The sequence below is a fragment of the Streptomyces canus genome (genome assembly GCF_041435015.1).
In the GTDB taxonomy this organism is placed as follows: domain Bacteria; phylum Actinomycetota; class Actinomycetes; order Streptomycetales; family Streptomycetaceae; genus Streptomyces; species Streptomyces canus_G.
Genome location: NZ_CP107989.1, coordinates 8,645,780 through 8,672,383 on the forward strand (window position 1 = coordinate 8,645,780; position 26,604 = coordinate 8,672,383).

Consider the following 26,604-nt stretch of genomic DNA (forward strand, 5'->3'; position numbering starts at 1 on the left):
GATTCTGCAATACGGGTATGAGTACCGACGACGTTCTCGCCGAAGTGGGTCCCAGGCTCAGGCGGCTGCGGAAGGACCGGGAGGTGACCCTCGCGGCGCTCTCGGAGACGACGGGCATCTCCGTGAGCACGCTCTCCCGGCTGGAGTCCGGTCTGCGCAAGCCCAGCCTGGAGCTGCTGCTGCCGATCGCCCAGGCCCACCAGGTGCCGCTCGACGAACTCGTCGGCGCCCCGCCGGTCGGCGATCCCCGGGTGCGGTCCGCACCGCTCGAACGGCACGGGCGCACCTTCTGGCCGCTCACCCGGCAGCCCGGCGGCCTGCAGGCCTTCAAGGTGCTGGTGCCGCGCCGCGAGGAGGAGCCGGAGCTGCGCACCCACGAGGGCTACGAGTGGCTGTACGTCCTGGCGGGGCGGCTGAGGGTGGTGCTGGGCGAGCACGACGTGGTGATGACGGCGGGCGAGGCGGCGGAGTTCGACACCCGGGTGCCGCACTGGTTCGGGTCGACGGGGGAGGGACCGGCGGAGTTCCTCAGTCTGTTCGGGCCGCAGGGGGAGCGGATGCACGTACGGGCGCGTCCCCGGAAGGCGTGAGCGGGCGTTCTCCCTCTCGTCGGGGACAACTGGACGATCACGCAGGTAGGTTCACCGGATGCACGAGATATCGCCCGGGGTCCACTCCGCGGCAGGGCAGGCCGCCCGGTGACCGATGTGACCCGTTCCCCCGTCGTCGGCACCCGTCCGACGACAGCGCCCCGCGACTGGCAGGCGCGCCTTCGCCGATTCGGGTACGCGGCCCGGCCGGGAACCGACCTCCGCGAACGTCTCGTTCCACGCTTTCCGAAGTCGTCGGTGTGGGACTGGCTGGGGCCGGTGCTGGTCGCCGTCCTGGCCGGGGCGATCCGCTTTTGGCACCTCGGCCGGCCGCGGGCCGTGATCTTCGACGAGACCTACTACGCCAAGGACGCCTGGTCCCTGCTGCGCCTCGGCTACGAGGGCAATTGGCCGGACCGGAAGATCGCCGATCCGCAGATCCTCGCCCACCCGCAGGTCGTCTCGCTCTCCGACACGGGGGCGTTCGTCGCGCACCCGCCGACGGGCAAGTGGGTGATCGCCCTCGGCGAGTGGATGTTCGGCCTCACCCCGTTCGGCTGGCGCTTCATGACGGCGGCCCTGGGCACCCTGTCGGTGCTCATGCTGTGCCGCATCGGACGCCGGCTGTTCCGTTCGACGCTGCTGGGCTGTCTGGCCGGCGTCTTCCTCGCGGTGGACGGTCTGCATGTGGTGATGAGCCGCACCGCCCTGCTGGACCTCGTCGTCATGTTCTTCGTCCTGGCGGCGTTCGGCTGCCTGCTGGTCGACCGGGACCACGCGCGGGGCCGGCTCGCGGCGGCCCTGCCGGTCGGCGAGGACGGCCGCGCGCGCCCGGACGAGCACACCGCCGACCACACCGGAACCGGACTGCGTCCCTGGCGACTCGCCGCCGGCGTCTTCCTGGGGCTGGCGGCCTCCTCCAAGTGGAACGGCCTGTACGTGCTGGTCTTCTTCGTGCTCCTGGCGGTGCTGTGGGATGTCGGCTCCCGCCGCGTGGCCGGGGCCAGTGACCCCTACCGGGCGGTGCTGCGCAAGGACCTCGGCCCGTCGGTCCTGTCCCTGGTCCCGGTCGCGTTGACGACCTATCTGGCGACCTGGACCGGCTGGTTCCTGTCCGACGACGGCTACGGACGCCACTGGGCCGACGGCCGCGGCGGCACCTGGTCATGGATCCCCGCCCCGCTCCGCAGCCTGTGGCACTACGAGTACCTGGTGTACGACTTCAACGTGGGGCTGCACACCCCGCACAAGTACCAGTCCAGCCCCTGGAGCTGGCTGGTCCAGGGCCGACCCGTGCTGTTCGACTACCAGTCGCCGAAACCCGGCCAGGACGGCTGCGCCACGTCGGTCGACTGCTCCCGGACCGTCCTCGCCCTCGGTACACCGCTGCTGTGGTGGGCGGCGTGCGGCGCCCTGCTCTATCTGCTCTTCCGCTGGGCGCTGCGCCGCGACTGGCGGGCCGGCGCCGTCCTGTGCGCGGTGGGCGCGGGATACCTGCCCTGGTTCCTGTACCAGGACCGTACGGCCTTCTCCTTCTATGCGGTGGTCTTCGTGCCGTATCTCTGCCTGGCCGTGGCGATGACGGTGGGCGCGATCCTGGGGCCCCCGGGGGCGGACCGCAGACGGCGCACCCAGGGCGCGGTGGCCGCGGGCGCCCTCGTCCTGCTCATCGCCTGGAACTTCATCTACTTCTTCCCGCTCTACACGGGGGAGACGATCCCGTACGCCGACTGGCACTCCAGGATGTGGCTGGACACCTGGATCTGAGGGCGAGCTTCCCTGATACGTTACGGAGCTTCTGCCGCCCGACGACAAGAGAACCAACCCCGTGACGACCGTCGCTTACCAAGGTGAACCCGGATCCAACTCGGCGACCGCCGCGCACACCCTGTACCCCGGGTGCGCCGAGCAGCCCTGCACGAGTTTCGAGCAGGCTCTGGACGCGGTGACGCTCGGCACCGCCGACCTCGCCGTGATCCCGGTGGACAACTCCGCGGCCGGTCGGGTGGCGGACGTCCACCATCTGCTGCCCGAGTCGGGGCTGTTCATCATCGCCGAGCACTTCCTCGCCATCCGCTTCGACCTGATGGGCGTGCCCGGGGCGACACCGGATCAGGTGGAGTGCGTGCGCAGCCATGTGCATGCCCTCGGGCAGTGCCGCAAGGTGCTGCGGGAGGGCGGCTGGCGCACCCTCGTCACCGACGACACGGCCGGAGCGGCGCGCGAGGTGGCCGAGCTGGGCGACCCGCGGCACGCGGCGCTCGCCCCGCCCGCCGCGGCCGGACTCTACGGTCTCGACGTGCTGCGTCCCGGGGTCGAGGACGATCCGGACAACACCACCCGGTTCGTCGTCCTGTCCCGCGAGTCCGTCGTGGCCCCGCACACCGGGGAACCGACGATGACGAGCCTGTTCTTCTCCGTGCGCAACATCCCCAGCGCGCTCTTCAAGGCGCTCGGCGGGTTCGCCACCAGCGGGGTGAACCTCACGAAGATCGAGAGCTATCAGATCGGCGCGGGGCTGAACGCCAGTCGCTTCTACGCCGAGATCGAGGGCCACCCCGACGAGCAGCACGTCGCCCTGGCCCTGCACGAACTGGGGTTCTTCTCCACCGAGGTACGCATCCTGGGTGTCTACCCGTCCCATCCGCACCGGCTGGAGCACTGAACGGCCGCGTTTCGTTCGTCAGGACACTTTCTCTCCATGGGCTGTTCCCTGATCGGCAAGCGACCGCTTAGTATGCGGGGAACCCCGGTCAGACCCCGGCATGACGACGCAGCCCCGTGGAGGCCCCCCATGCAGGCTTGGCAAGTGCACGAGAACGGCGAGCCGAGCGAGGTGATGCGCCTCGCGGACGTGGCGCAGCCCGTTCCCGGTGACGGCCAGGTCCTGCTGAAGGTGCGCGCCGCCAACATCAACTTCCCGGACGTGCTGATGTGCCGCGGCCACTACCAGGTCCGCCCGCCGCTGCCCTTCACGCCCGGCGTGGAGATCTGCGGCGAGACCGAGGACGGACGGCGCGTGATCGCCAACCCCGCACTGCCGCACGGCGGTTTCGCCGAGTACGCCGTCGCCGACGCCGCCGCTCTGCTGTCCGCACCCGACTCGCTGGACGACGCCGAGGCCGCCGCCCTGCACATCGGCTACCAGACGGGCTGGTTCGGGCTGCACCGACGGGCCCATCTGGAAGCCGGTGAGACGCTGCTCGTCCACGCTGCCGCGGGAGGGGTCGGCAGCGCGGCCGTGCAGCTCGGGAAGGCGGCCGGGGCCACCGTCATCGGTGTGGTCGGCGGTGCCGAGAAGGCGGCCGTCGCCCGGGAGCTGGGCTGCGACGTGGTGATCGACCGGCGGAGCGAGGACGTCGTCGCCGCCGCGAAGGAGGCCACCGGGGGCCGGGGCGCCGATGTGATCTACGACCCCGTGGGCGGCGAGGCCTACACGCAGTCGACCAAGGTCGTCGCCTTCGAAGGGCGGATCGTGGTCGTCGGCTTCGCCAGCGGGACCATCCCGAGCCCCGGTCTCAACCACGCCCTGGTGAAGAACTACGCGATCCTGGGCCTGCACTGGGGCCTCTACAACACCAAGAATCCGAAGCTGGTCCAGCACTGCCACGAGCAGCTCACCGAACTGGCCGCCCGGGGTGCGATCAAGCCGCTGGTCAGCGAGCGGGTGCCGCTCGCCGGGGCCGCGGACGCCGTGCAGCGCCTCGGCGACGGGGTGACCACCGGCCGGATCGCCGTCGTACCCACGGGAGCACAGGCATGACCGACGCAGCCGAACTCAAGCGCCGCACCGCCGAGTTGCTGGCCGCACACCCTCCCGCGACCACGGACCGGCTCGACTTCCTCAAGGCCCGTTTCGACGCGGGCCTCGCCTGGGTGCACTATCCGGAGGGCCTCGGGGGCCTGAACGCGCCCCGCTCTCTCCAGGCCGTCGTGGACGCCGAGTTGGAGGCCGCGGGCGCTCCCGACAACGACCCGCGGCGCAACGGCATCGGCCTCGGCATGGCCGCGCCGACGATCCTCAGGTACGGCACCGAGGAGCAGAAGCAGCGCTTCCTGCGGCCCCTGTGGGTGGGGGAGGAGGTCTGGTGCCAGCTGTTCAGCGAGCCCGGCGCCGGGTCCGACCTCGCCGCACTCGGCACCCGGGCCGTGCGGGAGGGCGACAGCTGGGTGGTCAACGGGCAGAAGGTGTGGACGTCCGGCGCCCACAACTCCCGCTGGGCCATCCTCATCGCCCGCACCGACCCGGACGTGCCCAAGCACGCGGGCATCACCTACTTCCTCTGCGACATGACCGACCCCGGTGTCGAGGTGCGGCCGCTGCGCCAGATCACCGGCGAGGCCGAGTTCAACGAGGTCTTCCTCACCGACGTCCGCATCCCCGACAGCCGCCGGCTCGGCGAGGTCGGCGACGGCTGGAAGGTCGCGCAGACCACGCTGAACAACGAGCGCGTCGCGATCGGCGGCATGCGGCTGCCCCGCGAGGGCGGCATGATCGGCCCGGTCTCCAAGACCTGGCGCGAGCGCCCCGAACTGCGCACCCAGGACCTGCACCAGCGCCTGCTGAAGCTCTGGGTCGACTCCGAGGTCGCCCGCCTCACCGCGGAGCGCCTGCGCCAGCAGCTCGTCGCCGGACAGCCGGGGCCCGAGGGCGCCGGCATGAAGCTCGCCTTCGCCCGCCTCAACCAGGAGATCAGCGGCCTGGAGGTCGAACTGCGCGGCGAGGAGGGCCTGTTGTACGACGACTGGACCTTGCGACGCCCGGAGCTGGTGGACTTCACCGGCCGCGACGCCGGCTACCGCTACCTGCGCTCCAAGGGCAACAGCATCGAGGGCGGGACCAGCGAGGTCCTGCTGAACATCGTCGCCGAGCGCGTCCTGGGCCTCCCGGCCGAGCCGCGTACCGACAAGGACGTCGCCTGGAAGGACCTGTCCCGATGAGCGCACAGCCCGACCTGCTGTACTCGGAGGAGGAAGAGGCGCTGCGGGCCGCCGTACGGGACCTCCTCGCCGACCACTGCGACGCGCCGGGTGTGATCGCCCGTACCGAGTCGGACACCCCGCACGACCTCGCGGCCTGGAAGGCCCTCACCGACGGCATGGGCCTCGCGGGGCTCCTGGTGCCCGAGGACAAGGGCGGTCAGGGCGCCACGCACCGCGAAGTCGCTGTGGTCCTGGAGGAGTTGGGCCGCGCGGTCGCTCCCGTGCCCTATCTCACCAGTGCGGTCGTCGCCACCGAGGCCCTGCTCGCCTGCGACACCGACGACCTCCTCTCCGAGCTCGCGTCCGGGCGGAGGATCGGCGCCCTCGCCGTCTCCCTGAGCGTCGCCCCGGGCGGCGCCTACAAGGTCGTACGCCACGAAGACGGGGGCCTGCACGGGGAGTTGACGGCGATCGCGGACGCTCAGGCGGCCGACGTGCTGCTCGTGCCCGCGGACGACGGCGGGCTGTACGCGGTGGAGGCCGCCTCCGCGACCGTCACTCCGCAGATCTCCTTCGACCTGACCCGTCCGCTCGCGACCGTCACCCTCGACGGGGCGCGGGGCCGCCCGCTGGGCGACGCCGAAGTCGCCGTGCACCGCGCGCTGCGGGCCGGCGCCGGACTGCTCGCCTCCGAGCAACTCGGTCTCGCCGACTGGACGTTGACCGAGACCGTGCGCTACCTCAAGGAGCGCAAGCAGTTCAACCGGCCCGTCGGCGGCTTCCAGGCGCTCAAGCACAGGCTCGCCCAGTTGTGGCTGGAGGTCGTCAACCTCCGTGCCGCCGCCCGGAACGCGGCCGACGCGCTCGCGACGGGTGAGGACGCCGACGTGGCGGTCGCCGTCGCGCAGGCCTACGCGGCCACCGTCGCGGTGCACGCCGCCGAGGAGGCGCTCCAGCTCCACGCGGGGATCGGCATGACCTGGGAGCACCCGGTGCACCTGTACCTCAAGCGGGCCAAGGCCGACTCGATCGCCTACGGCACGGCCGGCGCGCATCGCGCCCGGTTGGCCGAACTCGTCGACCTCCAGGCACCTTGAGCGTCACTCGCTGAACCTCGGTGAAGCCCGCCCCACCTGGGGCGGGCTTTTCCGTGCGCCCGCTCGGAAGGAGTGAACGAGCGACGGCAGTCCGGCCAACTCCTGGCATGTACAGGTTCATTGAGGGCCGAAGTGCCCCATACTCCCTGTGGTTTCGACCCGCCCCACAGGGAGGCAGAACATGGCCCTCATCACTCGTCGCAGAGCCCTCTCCACCCTCGGCGCCGCGGTCGCGGCGACGCTCGCCCCGCCCGTCGGCAGCGCATGGGCCGACAACCGGCCGCACCGCCCCCGTCCGTTGTGGCGCGCCCACGCCCACAACGACTACGAGCATCCGCGCCCCCTCCTCGACGCCCTCGACCACCGCTTCGGCAGCGTCGAGGCCGACATCTTCCTCGTCGGCGACCAGCTCCTCATCGGCCACACCGTGGACGACCTCGACCCGACACGCACCCTCGAGTCCCTCTACCTCGACCCGCTGGCCAGGATCGTCAAGGCCCACCGCGGTTCGGTGTACCGGGGTTACCGCCGTCCCCTGCAACTGCTCGTCGACATCAAGACCGAGGGCTCCTCGACCTACCTCGAACTCGACCGCCATCTGCGGCGCCACCGGCACCTGTTCACGACGTACGTACACGGCAAGGTCGTCCCCGGACCGGTGACCGCCGTGATCTCCGGCGACCGCGCCGCCCGTGTCCCGATGGAGGCCCAGGCCGTGCGCCGGGCGTTCTACGACGGTCGGCTCGCCGACCTCGGCACCTCGGCGCCCGCCTCCCTCATTCCGCTGATCAGCGACAACTGGACGCTCCACTTCACCTGGCTCGGTGAGGGCGTCTTCCCCGACGCCGAGCGGCAGAAGCTGCGGACCATCGTTCAGCAGGCCCACGCGCGCGGACAGAAGGTGCGGTTCTGGGCCACCCCGGACCTCGCGGGCCCCGCCCGGGACGCGCTGTGGGCCGAGCTTCTCGCCGCCGGCGTCGACTACTTCAACACCGACGACCTGGCAGGCCTGGAGGCCTTCCTGGACACCCACGGATAGGCGCCTCGGGACAGGCACGGACACCACTCGTTCGGAGGACCCTCCAGCCGCCCGGACGAACCCTCCGCTACGCCACACTTACGGCCGAACGCCGCGAAACGGACGTGGCGGCGTGGCGGAGGAGGCTGTCCATGGCGATTTCCATTTCTCTGGTGGTGCTGCTGCTGATCCTGGCGGTGATCTTCCTGCGCAGCGGCGGACTCAAGGTCTCCCACGCGCTGGTGTGCGCGCTGTTCGGCTTCTTGCTCGCCGGCACGAGCATCGCGCCCACCATCCACAGCGGCCTCATGGCGACGGCCGACATCGTCAGCGGTCTGCGCCCCTGACCTCAGCCCGTGGAGAAGACCCCGATGCCGTTCGGCACGGGCCGCTCGGCGCCGCCGGAGGGGTGGTTGAGGGCGGCGACGGAGCCCGTGCCCGGCATCCGGGCGGCCATGGTCGTGGAACCACCGCCGTCCAGGCTGAAAGCGTCGACGGAGCCCAACGTCCGCATGGTGTCCGCCACTTCGGCGATCGTCAGCCCACTGCGGTAGTCGGGCGCCCCGTCCAGCGCCAGGAGATACAGCCGCCGTCCGCCGTCCGCGACACCCACCGCCGTGCGCACGGCCGACGTCGTGTCGTCGAGGCCGGGCAGCGGGCGGCCGTCGTCGAGCACCGGGTAGCCGCCGAGCGCGAAGCGGTACGGGAGCTTCGCCGAGGCCGCGACCAGTTGGTGCTGCACCGTCACCGCCGCGCCGACGGACAGCTTCCGCAGGTGCTGCGCGCCGGCCTCCCGGCCGACGAGCACGGTGGTGCCGGCGGCGATCGCTCCGCTGCCCGGGGCGTCGGCCGTGGCCACGACCTTCCCGGCGCGGACCGTCACCTCGTAGGTGTCCGTGCTGCACGGGGCGGCCCGGTCGGTGTCCGTCCCGCAGGTCGACCGCACCCGGGAGGCGCTGCCCCAGTCCGAGGTGAACGCCCCGACCGAGCCCACGGGCAGCGCGTACTGGTTCAGCCCGCCCAGCGGCAGCTGTCCCTCGGGCGTCCGCACCGACCCGTCGAGCGCCAGGTCGTCGAGGCGGGCCAGACCGTCGGTGCCCACGCCGAACACGTCCTTGGTGCTCGTGCCGGACGGCAGCGCGGGCCCGAAGCGCTGACCGCGCGGCACCGCCGCCTTGAGCGCGCGGCCCTGCGCGATCGCCGGGCCCACGCTCGCGCCGGTGGCCTCGACGCCCGGGTGCTGGGACTCCGTGATGTTGAAGAAGTCGCCGTTCACCCCCGCGAGCGCGCCCTGCGCGGTGGCCAGCCGGGACACCGTGGCCCGCGCGGCCACCGCACCCGGATACAACAGCTCCATCCGCACCCCCGGATCGCTCAGGTCCACGCCGATCACATGGGCATGCGTCACGCCCGCGGCCGCGTCGATGTCGAACTCCTCGTACTGCACGCCGGTCGCGAGCCGTGTCCACCCCTGCACGGCGCCGGCCGGTGCCGCCCCCACCAGGGCCGCACCGGCCAGCGTGCCGAGTGCCGCTAGAAACGTCAGTACCGATCTGCCTGCGCCGAGCCGTCTTTGACGATGCGTCACAGCTCTCCCTGATGTCTCGTCAACTGTTGTCAGGACTCAGGAAGAGTGCATCAGACAGCGATGAAAGAGGGGAGCTAAGCGCCGACCACACGCGAACGGATGAGGAAACGCACCCCCTCGGGTGCCTCCAGCGAGAACCCACTGCCCCGGCCCGCGACCACGTCCACGATCAGCCGGGTGTGGCTCCACACCGCGTACTGGCTCCTCGACATCCAGAAGGTCACCGGCTCCTCGACCCCCGGCACGTCCAGCTCGGCGAGCAGTACGTCCGAGCCGCCGGTGCGGAACTCGCCCGCCGGGTAGCACATCGGTGCGCTGCCGTCGCAGCAGCCGCCGGACTGGTGGAACATCAGCGGCCCGTGCGCCTCGCGCAAACGGAGCAACAGCTCGGCGGCCGCGGGTGTGAGCTCGACGCGCGGCACCTCGTCGTACACGGCACGTGCGGAATCCTCGTCCATGGTCGTCGAGTGCAGCACGGGGAAGGTTGCGAGGGGGTTGCAGGCGAAGTGCTTCAGCGTGCGGCCTCACGACAGGTCGATGGGAGCCGGGTTCCACTTGTACCGCGCGTCCTCCTCGTCCTTGAGAAGAACTCCGGCCTGCGTCATCCGGTCCAGGATGTCCACCAGCATGTCGCCCAGCGGATACCCGTCCACCCAGAACATCCGCTTCACCGGGGAGAACTTCTGGTCCGGCGGAAAGACGCCCAGGAACATCCCGAGCCGGAACGCCGCGTCGTCGTAGTCCCGCCAGTCGGCCAGGATGTCCTTGAGCTCCATGCTGTCGTCCGTCCTCATTTTCTTGACCGCCGGCACGGCCGGGATGCAGCCGTCTCCCGGTCGCGCCCGGCGGCGTGCCACGGACGCCTCGCCCACCGCCGCCGATCCCGCCACGGCAGCCGCCCGAAGACATTGCCGAGTACTCCGGCAACTCACCCCGGAGCCGTTCTCCTCCTAGCCGGCGTACGGCGTGAAGTGGGCCGGAGTGTGGTCGATCGGCAGGTCCGGGCGCCATGCGGTCAGGCCCTGGGCGCTGCACACGAACAGGTTCTCGGGGAGCCGGTCCAGGGCGAACCAGCGCCAGTCGCCCACGCGTTCGTCGGGCTGGTCCGAGGGCTCGCCCCGCCAGGCGGTGACCCGGGCGGCCACGGTCATCCGCACCACGCCCTCCACGTCGTCGAGGAGCGTGCCCAGCAGCCGGACATCGGCCGGGCGGGCCTCGATGCCGGTCTCCTCGCGGAGTTCGCGCACGACCGTCTCCGCCAGTGACTCCCCGGCCTCCACCGTGCCGCCCGGCAACTCCCAGGTACCCCGGCGGTGCCGGCCGAGAAGCAGTCCGCGAGGGCCGTACAGGATGGCGCCGACGCCGATCGCCGCGTGTGGGATCGGCCCCCGGTTGGTGCGCGGGCGGGAGGAGACGCGGACCGGCCGGGTCGCCCGGAAGATCCGGTAGGAGGCGTGGTTGCCCTCCTCCGGGGCGTCGAGGACGTCGATACCCGCGACCCGCAGGCCGTGCTCGCCGAGCAGGTCCGTCCAGAGTTCCGGGGTCAGTACCCACATCCGTACGGCGACCTCCCCGCCTCCGGCGAGCCGCAGGATCTCGGGCCGGGACTCGAAGGCCGCCGAGGGACCCTCTCCCACGGAGTTGGTGTGCAGCACGGTGAAGCACAGCGTCCCGCCGGGCCGGAGCGCTGCGGCGAGGGCGGGCAGCAGCCGGCGGGGATCGACGTAGGGCACCGCGTTGACGGAGTAGACGACGTCGTACGGTTCCGCCGTGCCGAGGTGTTCGACGGCGTCCGCCCTGATCAGACGCAGTCCGGGCAGGGACCCGTAGCGTGCGAGGGCCCGTTCGTGCTGCGTGGGGGAGGAGTCGACCGCGTCCACCGAGGCGCCGTACGCCCGGACGAGATGCGCCGCGTGCCGAGCCGGGCCGCACCCGAGGTCCAGCACGCGCCGCCCGGCGAGCTCACCGAGGATCTCCGCGCCCGGCCCGATGCCCCGCAGGCCCCAGTCGAACCGCTCCAGCTCCGGCAGAACCGTGCCGCGCCGCAGATGGTGGTCGCCGTAGGTGTGCCAGGCCTCGGCGTTGACGGCGTCGGGGCCGACGGGTCGCGTGGTCAACGTGCCTCCCGGATGCGGTGGTCGAGGTGGGGAACCCTATGCGAGCTCGGGGCCACCGAGTTGCCGAGGGGCGCCGCCCATTTCTGTCCCTTGTCTTGACGTGTACTTGGCAGAGTGGCTTCTATGGGAGCGCTCCCATGCTTCTTTCCGACCGTCTCACCCATCCCTGGAGCCGCAGTGAGAAGAACAAGAAAGAGCCCCCTGAGCGCGTTACTGGCCCGACTGGCCGCCCTTGTCGGACTGGTGGTGCTCGGCGTCCTGTGCCCGAGCGCGGCCCAGGCCGCCGAGGAGCCCGGCGCCCAGGCCACAGGTCTGCACATCAGCGACGGTCGCCTGGTCGAAGGCAACGGCAACGACTTCGTCATGCGGGGCGTCAACCACGCCCACACCTGGTACCCGAACGAACTGGGGTCGCTGGCCGACATCAAGGCGCAGGGCGCCAACACCGTCCGGGTGGTCCTCGCCGACGGCCACCGCTGGACCGCCAACACCGCCTCGGACGTGGCCAACGTCATCGCCCAATGCAAGGCCAACCGGCTCATCTGCGTCCTGGAGGTGCACGACACCACCGGATACGGCGAGGACAGCGCGGCCGGCACCCTCGACCAGGCCGCCGACTACTGGATCGGCCTGAAGGACGTGCTCGCCGGCCAGGAGAACTACATCGTCATCAACATCGGCAACGAGCCCTGGGGCAACACCGACCCCGCCGGCTGGACCGCCCCGACGATCGCCGCGATCCAGAAGCTCCGGAACGCCGGCTTCGAGCACACGATCATGGTGGACGCCCCCAACTGGGGCCAGGACTGGCAGGGCGTCATGCGCGCCAACGCCCAGGCCGTGTACGCCGCCGACACCACCGGCAACCTGATCTTCTCGATCCACATGTACAGCGTCTTCGACACCGCGGCGGAGATCACCGACTATCTCAACGCCTTCGTCAGCGCCAAACTGCCCATCGTGATCGGGGAGTTCGGCGGCCCCGCCGACCAGTGGGGCGATCCGGACGAGGACACCATGATGGCCACCGCCGAGCAACTCGACATCGGTTACCTCGCCTGGTCCTGGAGCGGCAACACCGACCCGATCCTCGACCTCGTGCTCAACTTCGACCCGGCACAGATGACTTCATGGGGTCAGCGCATCTTCCACGGCGCCAACGGCATCGCGCAGACCGCCAAGGAAGCCACCGTTTTCGGCGGCGGTTCCGGTGACACCCAGGCCCCGACCGCTCCCGGCGCCCCGACCGCCTCGGCGGTGACGGCGACCTCCGCGAACCTCTCCTGGACGGCGTCCACTGACAACGTTGGCATCGCCGGATACGACGTCGTACGGGTCAGCGGTGGCAACGAGACGACGGTCGCGGCCTCGACGGCGAACTCGGTGACCGTGACGGGCCTGACGGCCGACACGGCGTACTCCTTCGCCGTTTACGCCCGTGATGCGGCCGGGAACCGGTCGGCCCGCTCGGCGACGGTGAGCGTCACCACCGCCGACATGCCCGCCGGGAGCTGCTCCGTCGGCTACCGCGTGGTCGGCGAGTGGCAGGGCGGTTTCCAGGGTGAGATCGCCGTCCGCAACACCGGCACGTCCGCCGTCAGCGGCTGGAAGCTCGCCTTCACCTTCGCCAACGGGCAGACCGTCTCCACCATGTGGGGCGGGACCGCCGCGCAGAGCGGTGGCTCGGTGACCGTCACGCCGGCCTCCTACACCAACACGATTCCGGCCGGGGGTTCGGTCACCGTCGGCTTCATCGGCAGCAAGGGCGCCACGAACACCGCCCCCTCCGCCTTCACACTCAACGGGGCGTCCTGCGTGAACGGTTGATGTCCTCGAGGTATCAGGTCAACTGTCCCGGACCCTTGACTCGGAACGTGCTCAGTCGCGATCCTCGACGCAACTATTGCGCCGGTCATGACAAATCCAAGGGCAGTCACAACGCCCTCGGTCGACGGCGCCTCCCGCCGACCGAGGGACGTGGGCCATGGCCGGACGCACCTGCCGCCGACGCAAGAACATCACCATCACCTCCCTGCTCTTCCTGGTACTGGCCACGATCCTGGGCCCCACGCCGAGTTCGGCGGCCACCGACTGGTGGACACCGACGGCCAGGCCCACCCCCGACGCCCAGGTCAACGTGACGGGAGCGCCCTTCACCGGCACCGACTCCGCGGGCGAGGTGAAAGGGTTCATCGACGCCCACAACCACCTCTTCTCCAACGAGGCCTTCGGCGGCCGGCTGATCTGCGGCAAGGTGTTCTCCGAGGCCGGAGTCGCCGACGCGCTCAAGGACTGTCCCGAGCACTACCCCGACGGCACCCTCGCGCTCTTCGACTACATCACCCACGGCGGCGACGGCAAGCACGACCCGGTGGGCTGGCCCTCCTTCAAGGACTGGCCGGCGTACGACTCCATGACCCATCAGGCCAACTACTACGCCTGGGTGGAGCGCGCCTGGCGCGGCGGGCAGCGGGTGCTGGTCAACGACCTCGTCACCAACGGCATGATCTGCTCCGTCTACCCGTTCAAGGACCGTAGTTGTGACGAGATGACCTCGATCCGCCTGCAGGCCAGGATGACGTACGACCTCCAGGCCTTCATCGACAAGATGTACGGCGGCACCGGAAAGGGCTGGTTCCGGATCGTCACCGACAGCGCGCAGGCCCGACAGGTCATCGAGCAGGGCAAGTTGGCGGTCGTGCTCGGTGTGGAGACCTCCGAGCCGTTCGGCTGCAAGCAGATCCTCGACATCGGGCAGTGCAGCAAGGCGGACATCGACAAGGGGCTCGACGAGCTGTACGGGCTGGGAGTGCGCTCCATGTTCCTGTGCCACAAGTTCGACAACGCCCTGTGCGGTGTCCGCTTCGACGAGGGCGGACTCGGAACCGCCATCAACGTAGGGCAGTTCCTGTCCACCGGCACCTTCTGGAAGACCGAGACCTGCAAGGGACCGCAGCACGACAACCCCATCGGTACGGCGGCCTCCGAGGCGGAGGACGACCTGCCGGCCGGTACCGAGGTCCCGGCGTACGACAAGTCCGCGCAGTGCAATGTCCGCGGGCTCACCGATCTCGGTGAGTACGCCGTGCGCGGCATGATGAAACGCAAGATGATGCTCGAGATCGACCACATGAGCGTCAAGGCCACCGGCCAGGTCCTCGACATCTTCGAGGCCGCGAACTACCCCGGCGTGCTCTCCTCGCACAGCTGGATGGATCTCAACTGGACCGAGCGGGTCTACTCGCTCGGCGGCTTCGTCGCCCAGTACATGCACGGCTCCGAAGGGTTCGCCGCGGAGGCGAAGCGCACCGACGCGCTGCGCGAGAAGTACGACGTGGGCTACGGCTACGGCACCGACTTCAACGGCATCGGCGACCACCCCGCACCACGCGGAGCGGACGCCGCGAACAAGGTGACGTACCCCTTCAAGAGCGTCGACGGCGGCTCGGTCATCGACAAACAGACCTCCGGACAGCGCACCTTCGACTTCAACACCGACGGGGCCGCCCATGTCGGCATGATCCCGGACTGGATCGAGGACATCCGGCTCGTCGGCGGCCAGGGTGTGGTGGACGACCTCTTCAGGGGCGCCGAGTCCTACCTCGACACCTGGGGCGCCGCCGAGCAGCACCAGGCGTCCGTCGACCTCGCCAAGGGGAAGACGGCCACGGCCAGTTCGTCCGAGTCCAACCCGTTCACCAGCTATCAGCCGGGGCGGGCCGTGGACGGCGACGACTCCAGCCGCTGGGCGAGCGACTGGAGCGACGACCAGTGGTGGCAGGTCGACCTGGGCTCCACGAACCGGGTCTCCAAGGTCACGCTCGACTGGGAGCGGGCGTACGGGAAGTCGTACCGGATCGAGCTCTCGACCGACGGGACGAACTGGCAGACCGTCTGGTCGACCACCTCCGGGGACGGCGGTCTGGACACCGCCAAGTTCACCGGTACTCCGGCCCGTTACGTGCGCGTCCACGGCCTCGACCGCGGCACCGACTGGGGATACTCGCTCAACGAGGTCGGCGTCCACAGCGCCTGACGTACGACAACGGGGGACACGCATGGCACGTATGCCGTCGGCCGAGCGACGCCGGCAGCTGACCGAGGCCGCGATCAGGGCGATGGCCCGGGACGGCGTCGCGAAGACGACGACCCGGTCCATCGCCGCCGAGGCCGGCGTGTCCCTCAGCGTCTTCCACTACTGCTTCGACTCCAAGCAGGCCCTGATCGAGGCCGTCATCACGACCCTCACCGACCACTCCGTCACCGTGGTCCAGGAGGCGCTGCGCCCCCGGGACACCCTGGAGGAGACCGTCGCCGCCGGGTTCCGGGCGTACTGGGACCATGTCCGCGCCCACCCCGAGGCGCACATGCTCACCTATGAGCTCACCCAGTACGCCCTGCGCGAGCCGGGATTCGAGCACCTGGCCAGGCGCCAGTACGAGCTGTACGGCGAGGCCTACGCCGAGCTCATCGAGCAGCTGCGCCGGGGCATGGATCTGGAGCTGCGGGTGCCCGTCTCCGTGCTGGCCCGCTATCTCGCGGCCATGACCGACGGGCTTACCCTGAACTACCTCGTCCTCGGTGACGCGGCCGCCTGGGCGGACATCCTCGACACGGTCACGGCGCACATCGCGGGTCTGGTGCGCTGAGACCGGTCAGGATTCGAGAAGCGCGGGCCGCGGGCCGTGGCTAGCGTGACGGCCATGGACATCACGATTCGGGCGAGCTTCCTCCCGCACGACGACCCGGAGGCGTCCCTGGCCTTCTACCGGGACGTGCTGGGCTTCGAGGTCCGCGGTGACGTCGGCCGCGACAGAACGCGCCGGCTCACGGTCGGGCCCGTCGGCCAGGCCGACACGTCGGTCGTGCTGCACCCGGTGACCGACGCCGCCGAGCTCCTGCTCGCCACCCCCGACCTCGACTCCGTCTTCGAGCGGCTCCAGGCCCGCGCAGAGGTGATCCAGGAGCCGATCGAGCAGCCGTACGGCATTCGGGACTGTGCCTTCCTCGACCCCGCGGGCAACATGATCCGCGTCCAGGAGCTGCGCTGAGGCGTGCGCGTCGACATAGTGTTCGAAGCTGTCGAATCGGGAGGACACGTCACCATGAGCAAGGCCACGAGGACGGACGCGCAGCACGCTGCCGACAGCCATGACCTGATCCGCGTGCACGGGGCACGCGAGAACAACCTCAAGGACGTCAGCATCGAGATCCCGAAGCGCCGGCTCACGGTCTTCACCGGAGTCTCCGGCTCCGGCAAGAGCTCGCTGGTGTTCGACACCATCGCCGCGGAGTCGCAGCGGTTGATCAACGAGACCTACAGCGCCTTCGTGCAGGGCTTCATGCCGACGCTCGCCCGCCCCGAGGTCGACGTCCTCGACGGCCTGACCACCGCCATCACCGTCGACCAGCAGCGCCTCGGCGGTGACCCGCGCTCCACCGTGGGCACCGTCACCGACACCAACGCGATGCTGCGGATCCTGTTCAGCAGACTCGGGACCCCGCACATCGGCTCGCCCAAGGCGTTCTCCTTCAACGTCGCCTCGATCAGCGGGGCGGGCGCGGTGACCATGGAACGCGGCGGACAGACCGTGAAGGAGCGCCGCAGCTTCAGCATCGTCGGCGGCATGTGCCCGCGCTGCGAGGGCCGGGGCACGGTCAACGACATCGACCTCACCCAGCTCTACGACGACTCCAAGTCGCTGAGCGAGGGCGCGATGACCATCCCGGGCTACAAGGCCGGCGGCTGGAACTACCGCCTCTACAGCGAGTCCGGCTTCTTCGACGCGGACAAGCCGATCCGGAGGTTCACCAAGCGGGAGCTCCAGGACTTCCTGTACCGCGAGCCGACCCGGATGAAGATCGCGGGCATCAACATGACCTACGAGGGTCTCGTCCCGCGGATCCAGAAGTCGATGCTCGCCAAGGACCGCGAGTCGATGCAGCCGCACATCCGCGAGTTCGTGGACCGTGCGATCACCTTCACGGTCTGTCCCGAGTGCGAGGGCACCCGGCTGAGCGAGGGCGCCCGGTCCTCGAAGATCAAGGGCATCAGCATCGCCGACGCCTGCGCGATGCAGATCAGCGACCTCGCCGAGTGGGTGCGAGCCCTGGACGAGCCGTCGGTCGGGCCGCTGCTGACGGCGCTGGGGGAGACCCTCGACTCGTTCGTGGAGATCGGGCTCGGCTATCTCTCCCTCGACCGGTCCTCGGGCACGCTGTCCGGGGGCGAGGCGCAGCGCACCAAGATGATCCGGCATCTCGGGTCCTCGCTCACCGATGTCACGTACGTCTTCGACGAGCCGACCATCGGGCTGCACCCCCATGACATCCAGCGCATGAACAACCTGCTGCTGCGCCTGCGGGACAAGGGCAACACGGTGCTCGTCGTGGAGCACAAGCCGGAGACGATCGCGATCGCCGACCATGTCGTCGACCTCGGTCCGGGGGCCGGTACGGCGGGCGGTTCGGTCTGCTTCGAGGGCACCGTCGAGGGGCTGCGGACCAGCGACACCGTCACCGGGCGCCACTTCGACGACCGGGCCGGTCTCAAGGACACGGTCCGCAAGGCGACCGGCGCGCTGGAGATCCGCGGTGCGAGCACGCACAACCTCCAGGGCGTCGACGTCGACATTCCGCTCGGGGTGCTGACCGTGATCACCGGGGTCGCGGGGTCCGGCAAGAGCTCACTCGTGCACGGGTCGATTCCGGCCACGGAGGGGGTCGTGTCCGTGGACCAGGGTGCGATCCGGGGCTCGCGGCGCAGCAACCCGGCGACGTACACCGGGCTCCTCGAACCGATCCGCAAGGCGTTCGCGAAGGCCAACGGCGTGAAGCCGGCGCTGTTCAGTGCCAACTCCGAGGGGGCGTGTCCCACCTGCAACGGGGCCGGGGTCGTCTACACCGACCTCGCGATGATGGCCGGGGTCGCCACCACCTGCGAGGAGTGCGAGGGGAAGCGGTTCCAGGCGTCGGTCCTCGAGTACCACCTCGGCGGGCGGGACATCAGCGAGGTGCTCGCGATGCCGGTGACGGAGGCCGAGGAGTTCTTCGGGGCCGGTGAGGCGCGCACGCCGACCGCGCACAAGATCCTGGAGCGCCTCTCCGACGTGGGGCTCGGCTATCTCACCCTCGGTCAGCCGCTCACCACGTTGTCCGGCGGTGAGCGGCAGCGGCTGAAGCTGGCGACGCACATGGGGGAGAAGGGCGGGGTGTACATCCTCGACGAACCGACCACCGGCCTTCACCTCGCCGACGTCGAGCAGTTGCTCGGCCTCCTCGACCGGCTCGTCGACTCCGGCAAGTCCGTCATCGTCGTCGAGCACCACCAGGCGGTCATGGCCCACGCCGACTGGATCATCGACCTCGGCCCGGGTGCGGGACACGACGGCGGGCGGATCGTGTTCGAGGGGACGCCGGGGGAGCTGATCGGCGCCGGGTCGACGATCACGGCGGAGCACTTGGCGGCTTACGTGGGGGAGTGACGGGGCGTCCGGTCGGCGGTCGGGGTCGTACGGGGCGATGGCCGGGGGCGCGGTGCCGTACGGCGTCGAAAGCGCCGGGCGCCTTCGGCGGTTGAGCAGGTCCTCGCGCGCGGCCGAAGGGCGCCTGGGTCCGGTCGCAGCCGAGCTCGACGACGCCGGTGTCTCGACGACGACCACGGCGTCCGGACGGCTTCCAGAAACACGCGGGGCCTCGTCGCGGCGCGGCCCCGTGGTGTGATCCCTGCGCCGGCGGTCTCTGATCCGGCCGCGCCTGAGGCGGCGATCCCTGTTGGCGGCGGTCTCAGGGCCCCCTGAAGCGGCGGCACCTGAGGCGGCGCCCCGTGAGGTGGCGGTTCCTGAGTCGGCGGTCTCAGGGGCCGCGGCGCCCGAGGCGTCCCGGCACGCGGCCGCGGCGGCTGGGGAGCGGCTCCGTCATGCGCCGCTTGGTTGGCGAGGCCGGGCCGCACCCCGCTGGCTGCGTCCTCGGCACCCGAGGCGGTGCTCCCTGAGGTGGTGCCCCCGAGGTGGCGGCACCCGAGGTGGCGGTGCCAGGGTCGGCGTCGCCCGGGGCAGCGGTGCCAGAGTTGGCGGCACCCTAGGGTGCTCCCTGCGGCGGGGCTCAGAGGTGAATCCCCAGGAGTGGCGGCACCTGAAGCGGCGGGACCCGAGGCGGTCGTCCCGGAGGGGGCGGCATCCGAGGCGGTCGTCCTGAAACGGCGGCACTCTAGGCGGCGGCCCCGGAGGGAGCGGGGTCCCGGGGGCGTGAGCCCGAGGCGGCGGCCCCGGAGGGAGCGGGGGCCCGGGGGCGTGAGCCCGAGGTTGTCCGTCCTGAGGCGGTCGGGTCCGATACGGCCGTTGGCGAGGAGGCCGCGCCGTGCCGGGCGTGCTGCCCTGCGGGTCCACTTCCAGCACGCCGCCCCGGCTGGAACCGACCCCTTGACCCCTGGCTCACCCTCCCCGATGCTCAGTTGCGCATGGTGATGCGTGTATCGGATGAGGCAACCCGCAGGTCTGTCGGAGGAGTGACCCATGACTCATGAGGTTCGTGCTGTCGTCGCCCGGGCGAAAGGCGCCCCCGTCTCCGTCGAGACGATCGTGGTGCCGGATCCGGGCCCCGGCGAGGCGCAGGTGAAGGTCGAGGCGTGCGGCGTCTGCCACACCGATCTCCACTACCGGGAGGGCGGGATCGGTGACGACTTCCCCTTCCTGCTCGGGCACGAGGCGGCCGGCCGCGTCGAAGCCGTCGGCGAGGGCGTCACCGGCGTCGAGCCGGGCGACTTCGTCATCCTCAACTGGCGTGCGGTCTGCGGTACGTGCCGGGCCTGCGCCAAGGGCAGGCCGTGGTACTGCTTCGCCACGCACAACGCGACCCAGCGGATGACGCTGCTCGACGGCACTCCGCTCACGCCCGCCCTCGGCATCGGCGCGTTCGCAGAGAAGACCCTGGTCGCCGCGGGGCAGTGCACCAAGGTGGACCCGGCCGCCCCGGCGACCGCCGCGGGACTCCTCGGCTGCGGTGTCATGGCGGGCTTCGGTGCGGCCGTGAACACCGGCGCCGTCGGCCGTGGGGACTCCGTCGCCGTCATCGGCTGCGGCGGGGTCGGTATGGCTGCGGTCGTGGGCGCACGGCTCGCCGGCGCGGCCAAGGTCATCGCCGTCGACGTCGACCCGCGCAAGCTGGAACGGGCCACGCGGATGGGCGCCACCCACACCGTCGACGGCTCCACGGCGGACGTCGTGGCAGCGGTGCGCGAGCTGACCGGCGGCTTCGGCGCCGACGTGGTCGTGGAGGCGGTCGGCCGCCCCGAGACGTACGAACAGGCCTTCTACGCCCGCGACCTCGCCGGCACCGTCGTCCTGGTCGGTGTGCCGACCCCGGAGATGAAGCTGGAGCTGCCGCTGCTCGACGTCTTCGGGCGGGGCGGCGCGCTGAAGTCCAGCTGGTACGGCGACTGTCTGCCCTCCCGCGACTTCCCTGCCCTCATCGACCTCTACCTGGGCGGACGCTTCGACCTGGACGCCTTCGTCTCCGAGACCGTCGACCTCGGGGACGTGGAGAAGGCGTTCGAGAAGATGCACCGCGGTGAGGTGCTGCGGTCCGTGGTGGTGCTGTGAGAGGCGGGCCCGATGTGTTCCCTATCGCGCACTCAGTTGCGTACAAGGCAACGTTGAGCAAAGCGTGTGTCCGTCCTCTGGACGCCTTGACAAGGGTTTGTGGGCGCCCTCAAACTGACGTTGCGTTCAACGCAATCCGTTTCGCTATACGCACCGAGGTGTCATGATGATTCCCGCGTGCCGTCTCGTGGATCTTCCTCGAGGCGAGGCCTACCGGCTCGACATCGATCCGCCGGTCTCGGTGTTCCACACCGACGACGGCGAGGTCTTCGCCATCGACGACACCTGCACCCATCAGGACGCCTCGCTCGCCGACGGCTGGCTGGAGGGCTGCGAGGTCGAATGCCCGCTGCACGCCTCGAAGTTCGACCTGCGGACGGGCGCCGTCGACGCCCCGCCGGCCAAGCGCCCGGTCCGCACCCACGAGGTCCACGTCGAGGACGGCATGATCTACGTCCAGCTGTCCCTGGACGCGCCCAACCTGCCGCCCTGCGTCGCGGCCCGGCTCGCCGGCGGACCCGCGTGAGGACGGTCGCCGTGGTCGGCGCCTCGCTCGCCGGTCTGTCGGCGGCGCGCTCGCTGCGGAAACAGGGCTACGACGGCCGGCTCGTCGTCATCGGCGACGAACTCCACCGCCCGTACGACAGGCCCCCGTTGTCCAAGGAGTTCCTGGCCGGCTCGCTGGCCGAGGCCGATCTCGCGCTGGAGCCGGACGCCGAGGACCTGCGGGCCGAGTGGCTGCTCGGCGTCCGCGCCGTCGGTCTCGACGGCCCGCAGCGCGCCGTACGGCTCGCCGACGGCAGCGAGGTACGGGCGGACGGCGTCGTCATAGCGACCGGCGCCGCCGCCCGGACCCTGCCCGGCACGGACGGCCTGGCCGGGGTGCACACCCTGCGCACCCTGGACGACGCCCGCGCCCTGCGCGACGAACTGACCCTCGGGGGACGGCTGGTGGTGATCGGTGGCGGCTTCATCGGCGCCGAGGTCGCCTCCACCGCGTACGCCCTCGGGCTCGACGTGACCGTGGTGGAAGCGGCCCCGACCCCGCTGGCCGGACCGCTCGGCGAGACCATGGGCACCATCGTCTCCGCCCTCCACGCGGACCACGGGGTACGGCTGTTGTGCGGGGTGGGCGTCAAGGGGCTGAGCGGCGAGAGCCGCGTCGACGCCGTCCTGCTGGAGGACGGCCGCAGCGTCCCCGCCGACATCGTGGTGGTGGGGGTCGGCGCCCGCCCGTGCGTCGAATGGCTCGCGGGCTCGGGCATCGAACTCGACGACGGCGTCAAGTGCGGCGCCGACGGCCGCACCGGCCTGGCCGGTGTGGTCGCGGTCGGTGACTGCGCCTCCTGGTACGACCCGCGCGCGGGCCTGCACCGCCGGGTCGAGCACTGGACCGGCGCACGGGAGCGGCCCGACGCCGCGGTGACCGCACTGCTGGCGGGCGGCGCGGTGGAACCGAGCGCGCCGAGGCCGCCGTACTTCTGGTCGGACCAGTACGGCGTGAAGATCCAGTTCGCCGGTCACGCCGCCGGTGCCGACAGTGTGACGATCGAGGAAGGCGCCCGGGACGACCGCAACGTCCTGGCCGTCTACCGGCGTTCCGGGCATCCGGTCGCCGTGCTCGGGATGAATCAGCCGCGGCTGTTCATGCGCTGGCGCAAGCAGCTCGCCACCGCGGCCTGACAGCACCGCCGCTGTCGCCCCGTTCAGAACGCCGTCCGCTCGTCCCGGCGTGCATCACCGGTCCACGACGTTCCCCGAGGAGTGCACTGTGACCTCGACCAGCCTGCCGGACAGTCTGATCGCCACCCTCCCCGGCGCCTCCTACACGGATCCCGGGATCTTCGCCCAGGAGCAGGAGCGCATCTTCGAGACGATGTGGTTCTGCGCCGTCCGCGCCCAGGACCTGCCCAAACCCGGTGCCTTCAAGACGGTTGAGGTGGGCCGCGAGAGCATCCTCGTCACGCGGGCCCGGGACAACTCGATCCGCGCCTACTTCAATGTCTGCCGGCACCGGGGCGCCAAGCTGTGCACCGAGGAGTCCGGCGAGGTCAAGCGAGCCTTCCAATGCCCGTACCACGCCTGGACGTACGACCTGACGGGCAAGCTCGTCGCCGCCCCCAACCTGACGAAGATGCCGGACGTGGGACGTACCGAGTACGGCCTCGCGAGCGTGGCGGTGCGCGAATGGCTGGGCTATGTGTGGGTGTGCCTCGCGGAGGACCCGCCGCCCTTCGACGAGGTCGTCCAGGACGTGGTCGCGCGCCTGGGCGACACCGAGTCGATCGAGCACTACGACATCGGGGGGCTGGAGGTCGGCCGGCGGATCGTCTATGACGTGAAGGCGAACTGGAAACTCATCGTCGAGAACTTCATGGAGTGCTACCACTGCGCGACGATCCACCCCGAACTCACCGAGGTGCTGCCGGAGTTCGCCGACGGATACGCGGCCCAGTACTACGTGGGCCACGGCGCGGAGTTCGGTGAGGACGTCAGGGGCTTCACCGTCGACGGCTCGGAGGGGCTGGACCGGATTCCCGGAGTCTCGAACGACCAGGACCGCCGCTACTACGCGATCACCGTGCGGCCGCAGGTGTTCATCAACCTCGTGCCCGACCATGTGATCTTCCACCGGATGTACCCGGTGGCCGCCGACCGCACGATCGTCGAGTGCGACTGGCTCTATCTGCCGCATGTCGTCGAGAGCGGCAAGGATGTCAGCAGGTCGGTGGAGCTCTTCGACCGGGTCAACCGGCAGGACTTCGACGCGTGCGAGCGCACGCAGCCCGGGATGAGCTCACGGCTGTACGCCAAGGGCGGCGTCCTGGTGCCCAGCGAGCACCACATCGGCGAGTTCCACGACTGGGTCCAGGCCCGGCTGGGGGCTCAGCCCAGGTAACCCATGCGGTGGCTGATCTCCTCGGCGCCCTTGACCAGTACCGGAGCGAGCTCGTGGAGGCGCTCCTCGGAGAAGCGGTACGCGGGTCCTGAGGCGCTGAGCGCCGCGATGACCTCTCCGTCCCGGTCGCGGACCGGCGCGGCCATGGCGTGCAGGCCGAGCTCCAACTCCTCCAGGGCCCAGGCGTAACCGCGCTCCCGGGCCTCGGCGAGGTTCTTCTCGAGCTTCGTCTTCGCGGTGATGGTGCGCGGGGTGACCTTCTTCAGGCCGGTCTCGGTCAACAGCGCGGCGCGCTCCTTGGCGGGCAGGTGGGCCAGCAGGATCTTGCCACTCGACGTGGCGTGCAACGGGGTCAGTTGGCCGACCCAGTTCTGCGCCGTGACGGCGCCCGGGCCGCGCACCTGGTAGAGGTTGACCGCGTAACGCTCCTGCATCACGGCGAGGTTCACGGTCTCGCCGATCTCCTCCGCCAGGTCCTCGCAGACCGGGCGGCTCTGCTGGGTGATGTCGATGCGTCCGGTGACCGCGCCGGCCAGGCGCACGATGCCGAAACCCAGACGGTACTTGCCGCGCTCACCCGCCTGTTCCACCAGGCCGCGCGCTTCCAGGGCGCCGAGGAGCCGGAACGCCGTGGACTTGTGAACGTCTATCTCGGCCGCCACCTCGCTGACGCCGGCCTCGCCGCGCTGGGCGAGGATCTCCATCACGTGAATGGCCCGGTCGACGGACTGCACCCCGCCGCTCGACGACCCTGTCGTTTCGTTATCCGGGTTGTAGTTGCTCACAACGCAACTATACGGGGAGTACGGAACGACCTGTTTACCCTCGTGACGCTGACCAGGGTGTTTTGCCTGGTAGGGGGTGTGCAGGTGTTGTGCGGTTGATCCGGGCGTTCAGTGAGGGGCACGCAGCACATCAAGTGCGGCCAGCGCCACGTGCAGTTCGGTGCGCTGTTCGCCGGACTCGAGGTCGCGGTGGAGGATGCGCTCGATGGCCCGAAGGCGTTGGTAGACGGTCTCCCGGGAGAGGTCGCCGCGGCGGGCGGCGGTGGTCTTGTTGCCGGCCGCGTCGAGGTAGTGGCGCAGGGTCGTCAGCAGGTCCGTGCCGTGCCGGGTGTCGTGATCGACGAGACGGCCGAGCTGCCGCTCGGCGTAGTCCTGGACGCGGATGTCCTCGCGGAGCGCGTACAGCAGTCGGCGCAGGCCGATGTCGGACAGCTCGTGGAAGGACCTGCCGTCGGGCAGGGCAAGCCCGGGCAGGGCGGACTCGGCCACGCGTTCGGCCTCGCGGAAGGAACGGGGGGCGTCGTAGAGGTCCGCGACCTCGGCACCGATGCTCACGACCGCCTCGGGGTCCAGGCCGAGTGCGGCCCGACCGAGCCGCTCCACCGTGGGCCGCCAGGACGGTGAGTGACGCAACGCCAGCAGCACGCCGAGCCGCCCGGGGGCCAGCGCGCCGACGAGTGCGGGCACGCCCGCGGTCCGTAGTTCCTGGGACAGGAGGGACTCCGGCCCGGCGCTGTCGTCTCCGCTGCGCAGGTCCACCAGCACCGCGACGAATCCACCCTCGGTGGGCAGACCCAGCGCGGCGAAGCGGGCGCGGGCGTCCTCGGGGGAGTGGTGGCGCTGTTCGGCGAGATCGCGCAGGGCGTTGCGGTGCGCGGCGCGTTCCCAGGGCGTGGCATGGATGAGACGGGCGATGGTCAGGGCCATCGCCGTCCGCTCCAGAACGGTCACGTCCTCGGGGGTGAAGGCCGGTGGCCCGCCAGAGGTGTCCGGGAGCATGGTCACGCGGCCCCAGCGATCGCCCTGGTACTCCACGGGCGCCATGAGCCAGCCCTCGGGACCGCACACTTCGGTGCGGTCCCGGGAGGGGACGGCTCTGGAGCGCTGTTCCCAGTCGGTGAGCGCCTCTTCGACCGTGCTGCCGGAGGCCTCGCAGATCAGCGCCTGGTGCACCAGGTTCTCCAGCACGACCGTGCGGCCGCTCATCTCCGCCGCCGCTCGCACCACGTCCTCGGGCCCCGCGCCGCGCAGCGTCAGGCCGGTGAACGCCTCGTGGATCCGCTGGGTACGGCGCATCGCGTCCGTCTGGTGACCGAGGAGGAGCGTGTGGACGACCTGGGTGACCTCCAGGAAGTTGACGTCCTTGGCGAGGGTGACGAGAGGCAGGTCGCGGGCCCGGCAGGCCTGGACGAGCGCGTCCGGCGGGCGGTGGTAGCGGCGTACGAGCTCGATGACCAGCGCCGCGGCTCCGACGTCGGTCAGTTCGTCCACGTACCGGCGTACTCCGGTCGGATCCTCGGGCAGGGGCATACCGGTGGTCAGGACCAGCTCGCCGCCCTTGAGGAAGGACGCCGGGTCCGTCAGCTCGGTGATGTGGACCCAGCGCACCGGTCGGTCGAGCCGGGTCACCCCGGTCACGACCTGCGGCTGCCCCATGGCCAGGACGGGCAGGGCCAGAACGTCGGCCACGGTGAGCGGCCGGCCGGCCGTGGCGGAGCCCCGGTCGTCCGGATCCGGCGGCCAGAAGGTGACGCCGTTCTCGCCCATAGTGCCTCCCTGCCTGCCCGGACACTGTGACAAGCCAGGCTGACCTGCGCAAGAGCCGCCCCGTGCGGGGCATCGCACCCCATGTGGCGGACCGCTGCCCGAGCCGCCTGACACAACGTCCGAACTCCGCGTCCCCGCTGGACAGATCAGGCGTTGTCGCCGCTCCGGCACCCCGAGATGCTCGGACCACGGGAGCAGACCACGCAGTCCACCACCCACGG

General features: G+C 70.7%; 23 protein-coding genes. 17 read left to right on the forward strand and 6 right to left on the reverse strand.

Translation table 11 applies throughout. From position 1 onward, the window contains the following. Window positions 1-17: 17 nt before the first annotated feature. From OG841_RS39535 to OG841_RS39570, 8 genes are all read left to right on the forward strand, one after another. Window positions 18-590 carry a helix-turn-helix domain-containing protein gene (locus tag OG841_RS39535; protein ID WP_328637007.1) on the forward strand — a complete coding sequence of 191 codons (573 nt, stop codon included), beginning with the start codon at window positions 18-20 and terminating at the stop codon, window positions 588-590. Window positions 591-698: 108 nt separating this feature from the next. Further along, complete coding sequence (locus tag OG841_RS39540) at window positions 699-2,357, forward strand: dolichyl-phosphate-mannose--protein mannosyltransferase (RefSeq protein ID WP_371569134.1); 1,659 nt, start codon at window positions 699-701, stop codon at window positions 2,355-2,357. A gap of 61 nt (window positions 2,358-2,418) precedes the next feature. Further along, complete coding sequence (locus OG841_RS39545; protein ID WP_328637005.1) at window positions 2,419-3,255, forward strand: prephenate dehydratase; 837 nt, start codon at window positions 2,419-2,421, stop codon at window positions 3,253-3,255. A 129-nt stretch (window positions 3,256-3,384) separates the two neighbouring features. Further along, window positions 3,385-4,353 (forward strand): NADPH:quinone oxidoreductase family protein, encoded by a 969-nt coding sequence (locus tag OG841_RS39550; RefSeq protein ID WP_328637004.1) that lies wholly within the window; start codon window positions 3,385-3,387, stop codon window positions 4,351-4,353. Beyond that, a complete protein-coding gene (locus tag OG841_RS39555; RefSeq protein ID WP_328637003.1) occupies window positions 4,350-5,531 on the forward strand; it encodes an acyl-CoA dehydrogenase family protein in 1,182 nt (393 codons plus the stop codon). The genes OG841_RS39550 and OG841_RS39555 overlap by 4 nt, the downstream gene beginning before the upstream one ends. Beyond that, window positions 5,528-6,610: an acyl-CoA dehydrogenase family protein gene (locus tag OG841_RS39560; RefSeq protein WP_328637002.1), complete on the forward strand. Its 1,083-nt coding sequence runs from the start codon at window positions 5,528-5,530 to the stop codon at window positions 6,608-6,610. Before OG841_RS39555 ends, OG841_RS39560 begins: the two co-directional genes overlap by 4 nt. A gap of 181 nt (window positions 6,611-6,791) precedes the next feature. Next, complete coding sequence (locus OG841_RS39565; protein ID WP_328637001.1) at window positions 6,792-7,649, forward strand: phosphatidylinositol-specific phospholipase C/glycerophosphodiester phosphodiesterase family protein; 858 nt, start codon at window positions 6,792-6,794, stop codon at window positions 7,647-7,649. Window positions 7,650-7,780: 131 nt separating this feature from the next. Beyond that, window positions 7,781-7,975 (forward strand): hypothetical protein, encoded by a 195-nt coding sequence (locus OG841_RS39570; RefSeq protein ID WP_328637000.1) that lies wholly within the window; start codon window positions 7,781-7,783, stop codon window positions 7,973-7,975. Window positions 7,976-7,977: 2 nt separating this feature from the next. Here OG841_RS39570 and OG841_RS39575 read toward each other — a convergent pair whose 3' ends face one another. From OG841_RS39575 to OG841_RS39590, 4 genes are all read right to left on the reverse strand, one after another. Next, window positions 7,978-9,216, reverse strand: a complete 1,239-nt coding sequence (locus OG841_RS39575; protein ID WP_328636999.1) for a phosphodiester glycosidase family protein — start codon at window positions 9,214-9,216, stop codon at window positions 7,978-7,980. A gap of 74 nt (window positions 9,217-9,290) precedes the next feature. Next, complete coding sequence (locus OG841_RS39580; RefSeq protein WP_328636998.1) at window positions 9,291-9,674, reverse strand: DUF779 domain-containing protein; 384 nt, start codon at window positions 9,672-9,674, stop codon at window positions 9,291-9,293. A 66-nt stretch (window positions 9,675-9,740) separates the two neighbouring features. Further along, the gene (locus tag OG841_RS39585) at window positions 9,741-9,992 is read right to left on the reverse strand and encodes a hypothetical protein (RefSeq protein ID WP_328636997.1); all 252 of its coding nucleotides are present in this window, start codon (window positions 9,990-9,992) and stop codon (window positions 9,741-9,743) included. Window positions 9,993-10,166: 174 nt separating this feature from the next. After that, complete coding sequence (locus OG841_RS39590; RefSeq protein WP_328636996.1) at window positions 10,167-11,333, reverse strand: bifunctional class I SAM-dependent methyltransferase/NUDIX hydrolase; 1,167 nt, start codon at window positions 11,331-11,333, stop codon at window positions 10,167-10,169. A gap of 177 nt (window positions 11,334-11,510) precedes the next feature. On the opposite strand from OG841_RS39590, the gene OG841_RS39595 reads away from it, so the two are divergent. From OG841_RS39595 to OG841_RS39635, 9 genes are all read left to right on the forward strand, one after another. Then, the gene (locus OG841_RS39595; protein WP_371569141.1) at window positions 11,511-13,160 is read left to right on the forward strand and encodes a cellulase family glycosylhydrolase; all 1,650 of its coding nucleotides are present in this window, start codon (window positions 11,511-11,513) and stop codon (window positions 13,158-13,160) included. A 157-nt stretch (window positions 13,161-13,317) separates the two neighbouring features. Beyond that, window positions 13,318-15,369, forward strand: a complete 2,052-nt coding sequence (locus tag OG841_RS39600) for a galactose-binding domain-containing protein (protein WP_328636994.1) — start codon at window positions 13,318-13,320, stop codon at window positions 15,367-15,369. A gap of 22 nt (window positions 15,370-15,391) precedes the next feature. Beyond that, complete coding sequence (locus OG841_RS39605) at window positions 15,392-15,982, forward strand: TetR/AcrR family transcriptional regulator (protein ID WP_328636993.1); 591 nt, start codon at window positions 15,392-15,394, stop codon at window positions 15,980-15,982. Window positions 15,983-16,036: 54 nt separating this feature from the next. Continuing rightward, complete coding sequence (locus OG841_RS39610) at window positions 16,037-16,384, forward strand: VOC family protein (RefSeq protein ID WP_328636992.1); 348 nt, start codon at window positions 16,037-16,039, stop codon at window positions 16,382-16,384. 54 nt (window positions 16,385-16,438) lie between these two features. Then, window positions 16,439-18,817: an excinuclease ABC subunit UvrA gene (locus OG841_RS39615; protein ID WP_328636991.1), complete on the forward strand. Its 2,379-nt coding sequence runs from the start codon at window positions 16,439-16,441 to the stop codon at window positions 18,815-18,817. Window positions 18,818-19,846: 1,029 nt separating this feature from the next. After that, window positions 19,847-20,932, forward strand: a complete 1,086-nt coding sequence (locus OG841_RS39620; RefSeq protein ID WP_371569146.1) for an S-(hydroxymethyl)mycothiol dehydrogenase — start codon at window positions 19,847-19,849, stop codon at window positions 20,930-20,932. Between the two features lie 163 nt (window positions 20,933-21,095). Further along, complete coding sequence (locus tag OG841_RS39625; RefSeq protein WP_059207582.1) at window positions 21,096-21,458, forward strand: bifunctional 3-phenylpropionate/cinnamic acid dioxygenase ferredoxin subunit; 363 nt, start codon at window positions 21,096-21,098, stop codon at window positions 21,456-21,458. Then, the gene (locus OG841_RS39630) at window positions 21,455-22,615 is read left to right on the forward strand and encodes an NAD(P)/FAD-dependent oxidoreductase (protein WP_328636989.1); all 1,161 of its coding nucleotides are present in this window, start codon (window positions 21,455-21,457) and stop codon (window positions 22,613-22,615) included. Before OG841_RS39625 ends, OG841_RS39630 begins: the two co-directional genes overlap by 4 nt. 88 nt (window positions 22,616-22,703) lie before the next feature. Continuing rightward, a complete protein-coding gene (locus OG841_RS39635; protein WP_371569150.1) occupies window positions 22,704-23,831 on the forward strand; it encodes an aromatic ring-hydroxylating oxygenase subunit alpha in 1,128 nt (375 codons plus the stop codon). Here the strand turns inward: OG841_RS39635 and OG841_RS39640 are convergent. Together OG841_RS39640 and OG841_RS39645 are read right to left on the reverse strand one after the other, a co-directional pair. Then, on the reverse strand, window positions 23,819-24,565 hold the full coding sequence (locus tag OG841_RS39640) for an IclR family transcriptional regulator (RefSeq protein ID WP_069762380.1): 747 nt from the start codon (window positions 24,563-24,565) through the stop codon (window positions 23,819-23,821). The two genes, OG841_RS39635 and OG841_RS39640, sit on opposite strands and share 13 nt — an antisense overlap. A gap of 159 nt (window positions 24,566-24,724) precedes the next feature. Then, window positions 24,725-26,383, reverse strand: a complete 1,659-nt coding sequence (locus tag OG841_RS39645) for a PucR family transcriptional regulator (protein WP_371569153.1) — start codon at window positions 26,381-26,383, stop codon at window positions 24,725-24,727. Between the last annotated feature and the right edge of the window lie 221 nt (window positions 26,384-26,604).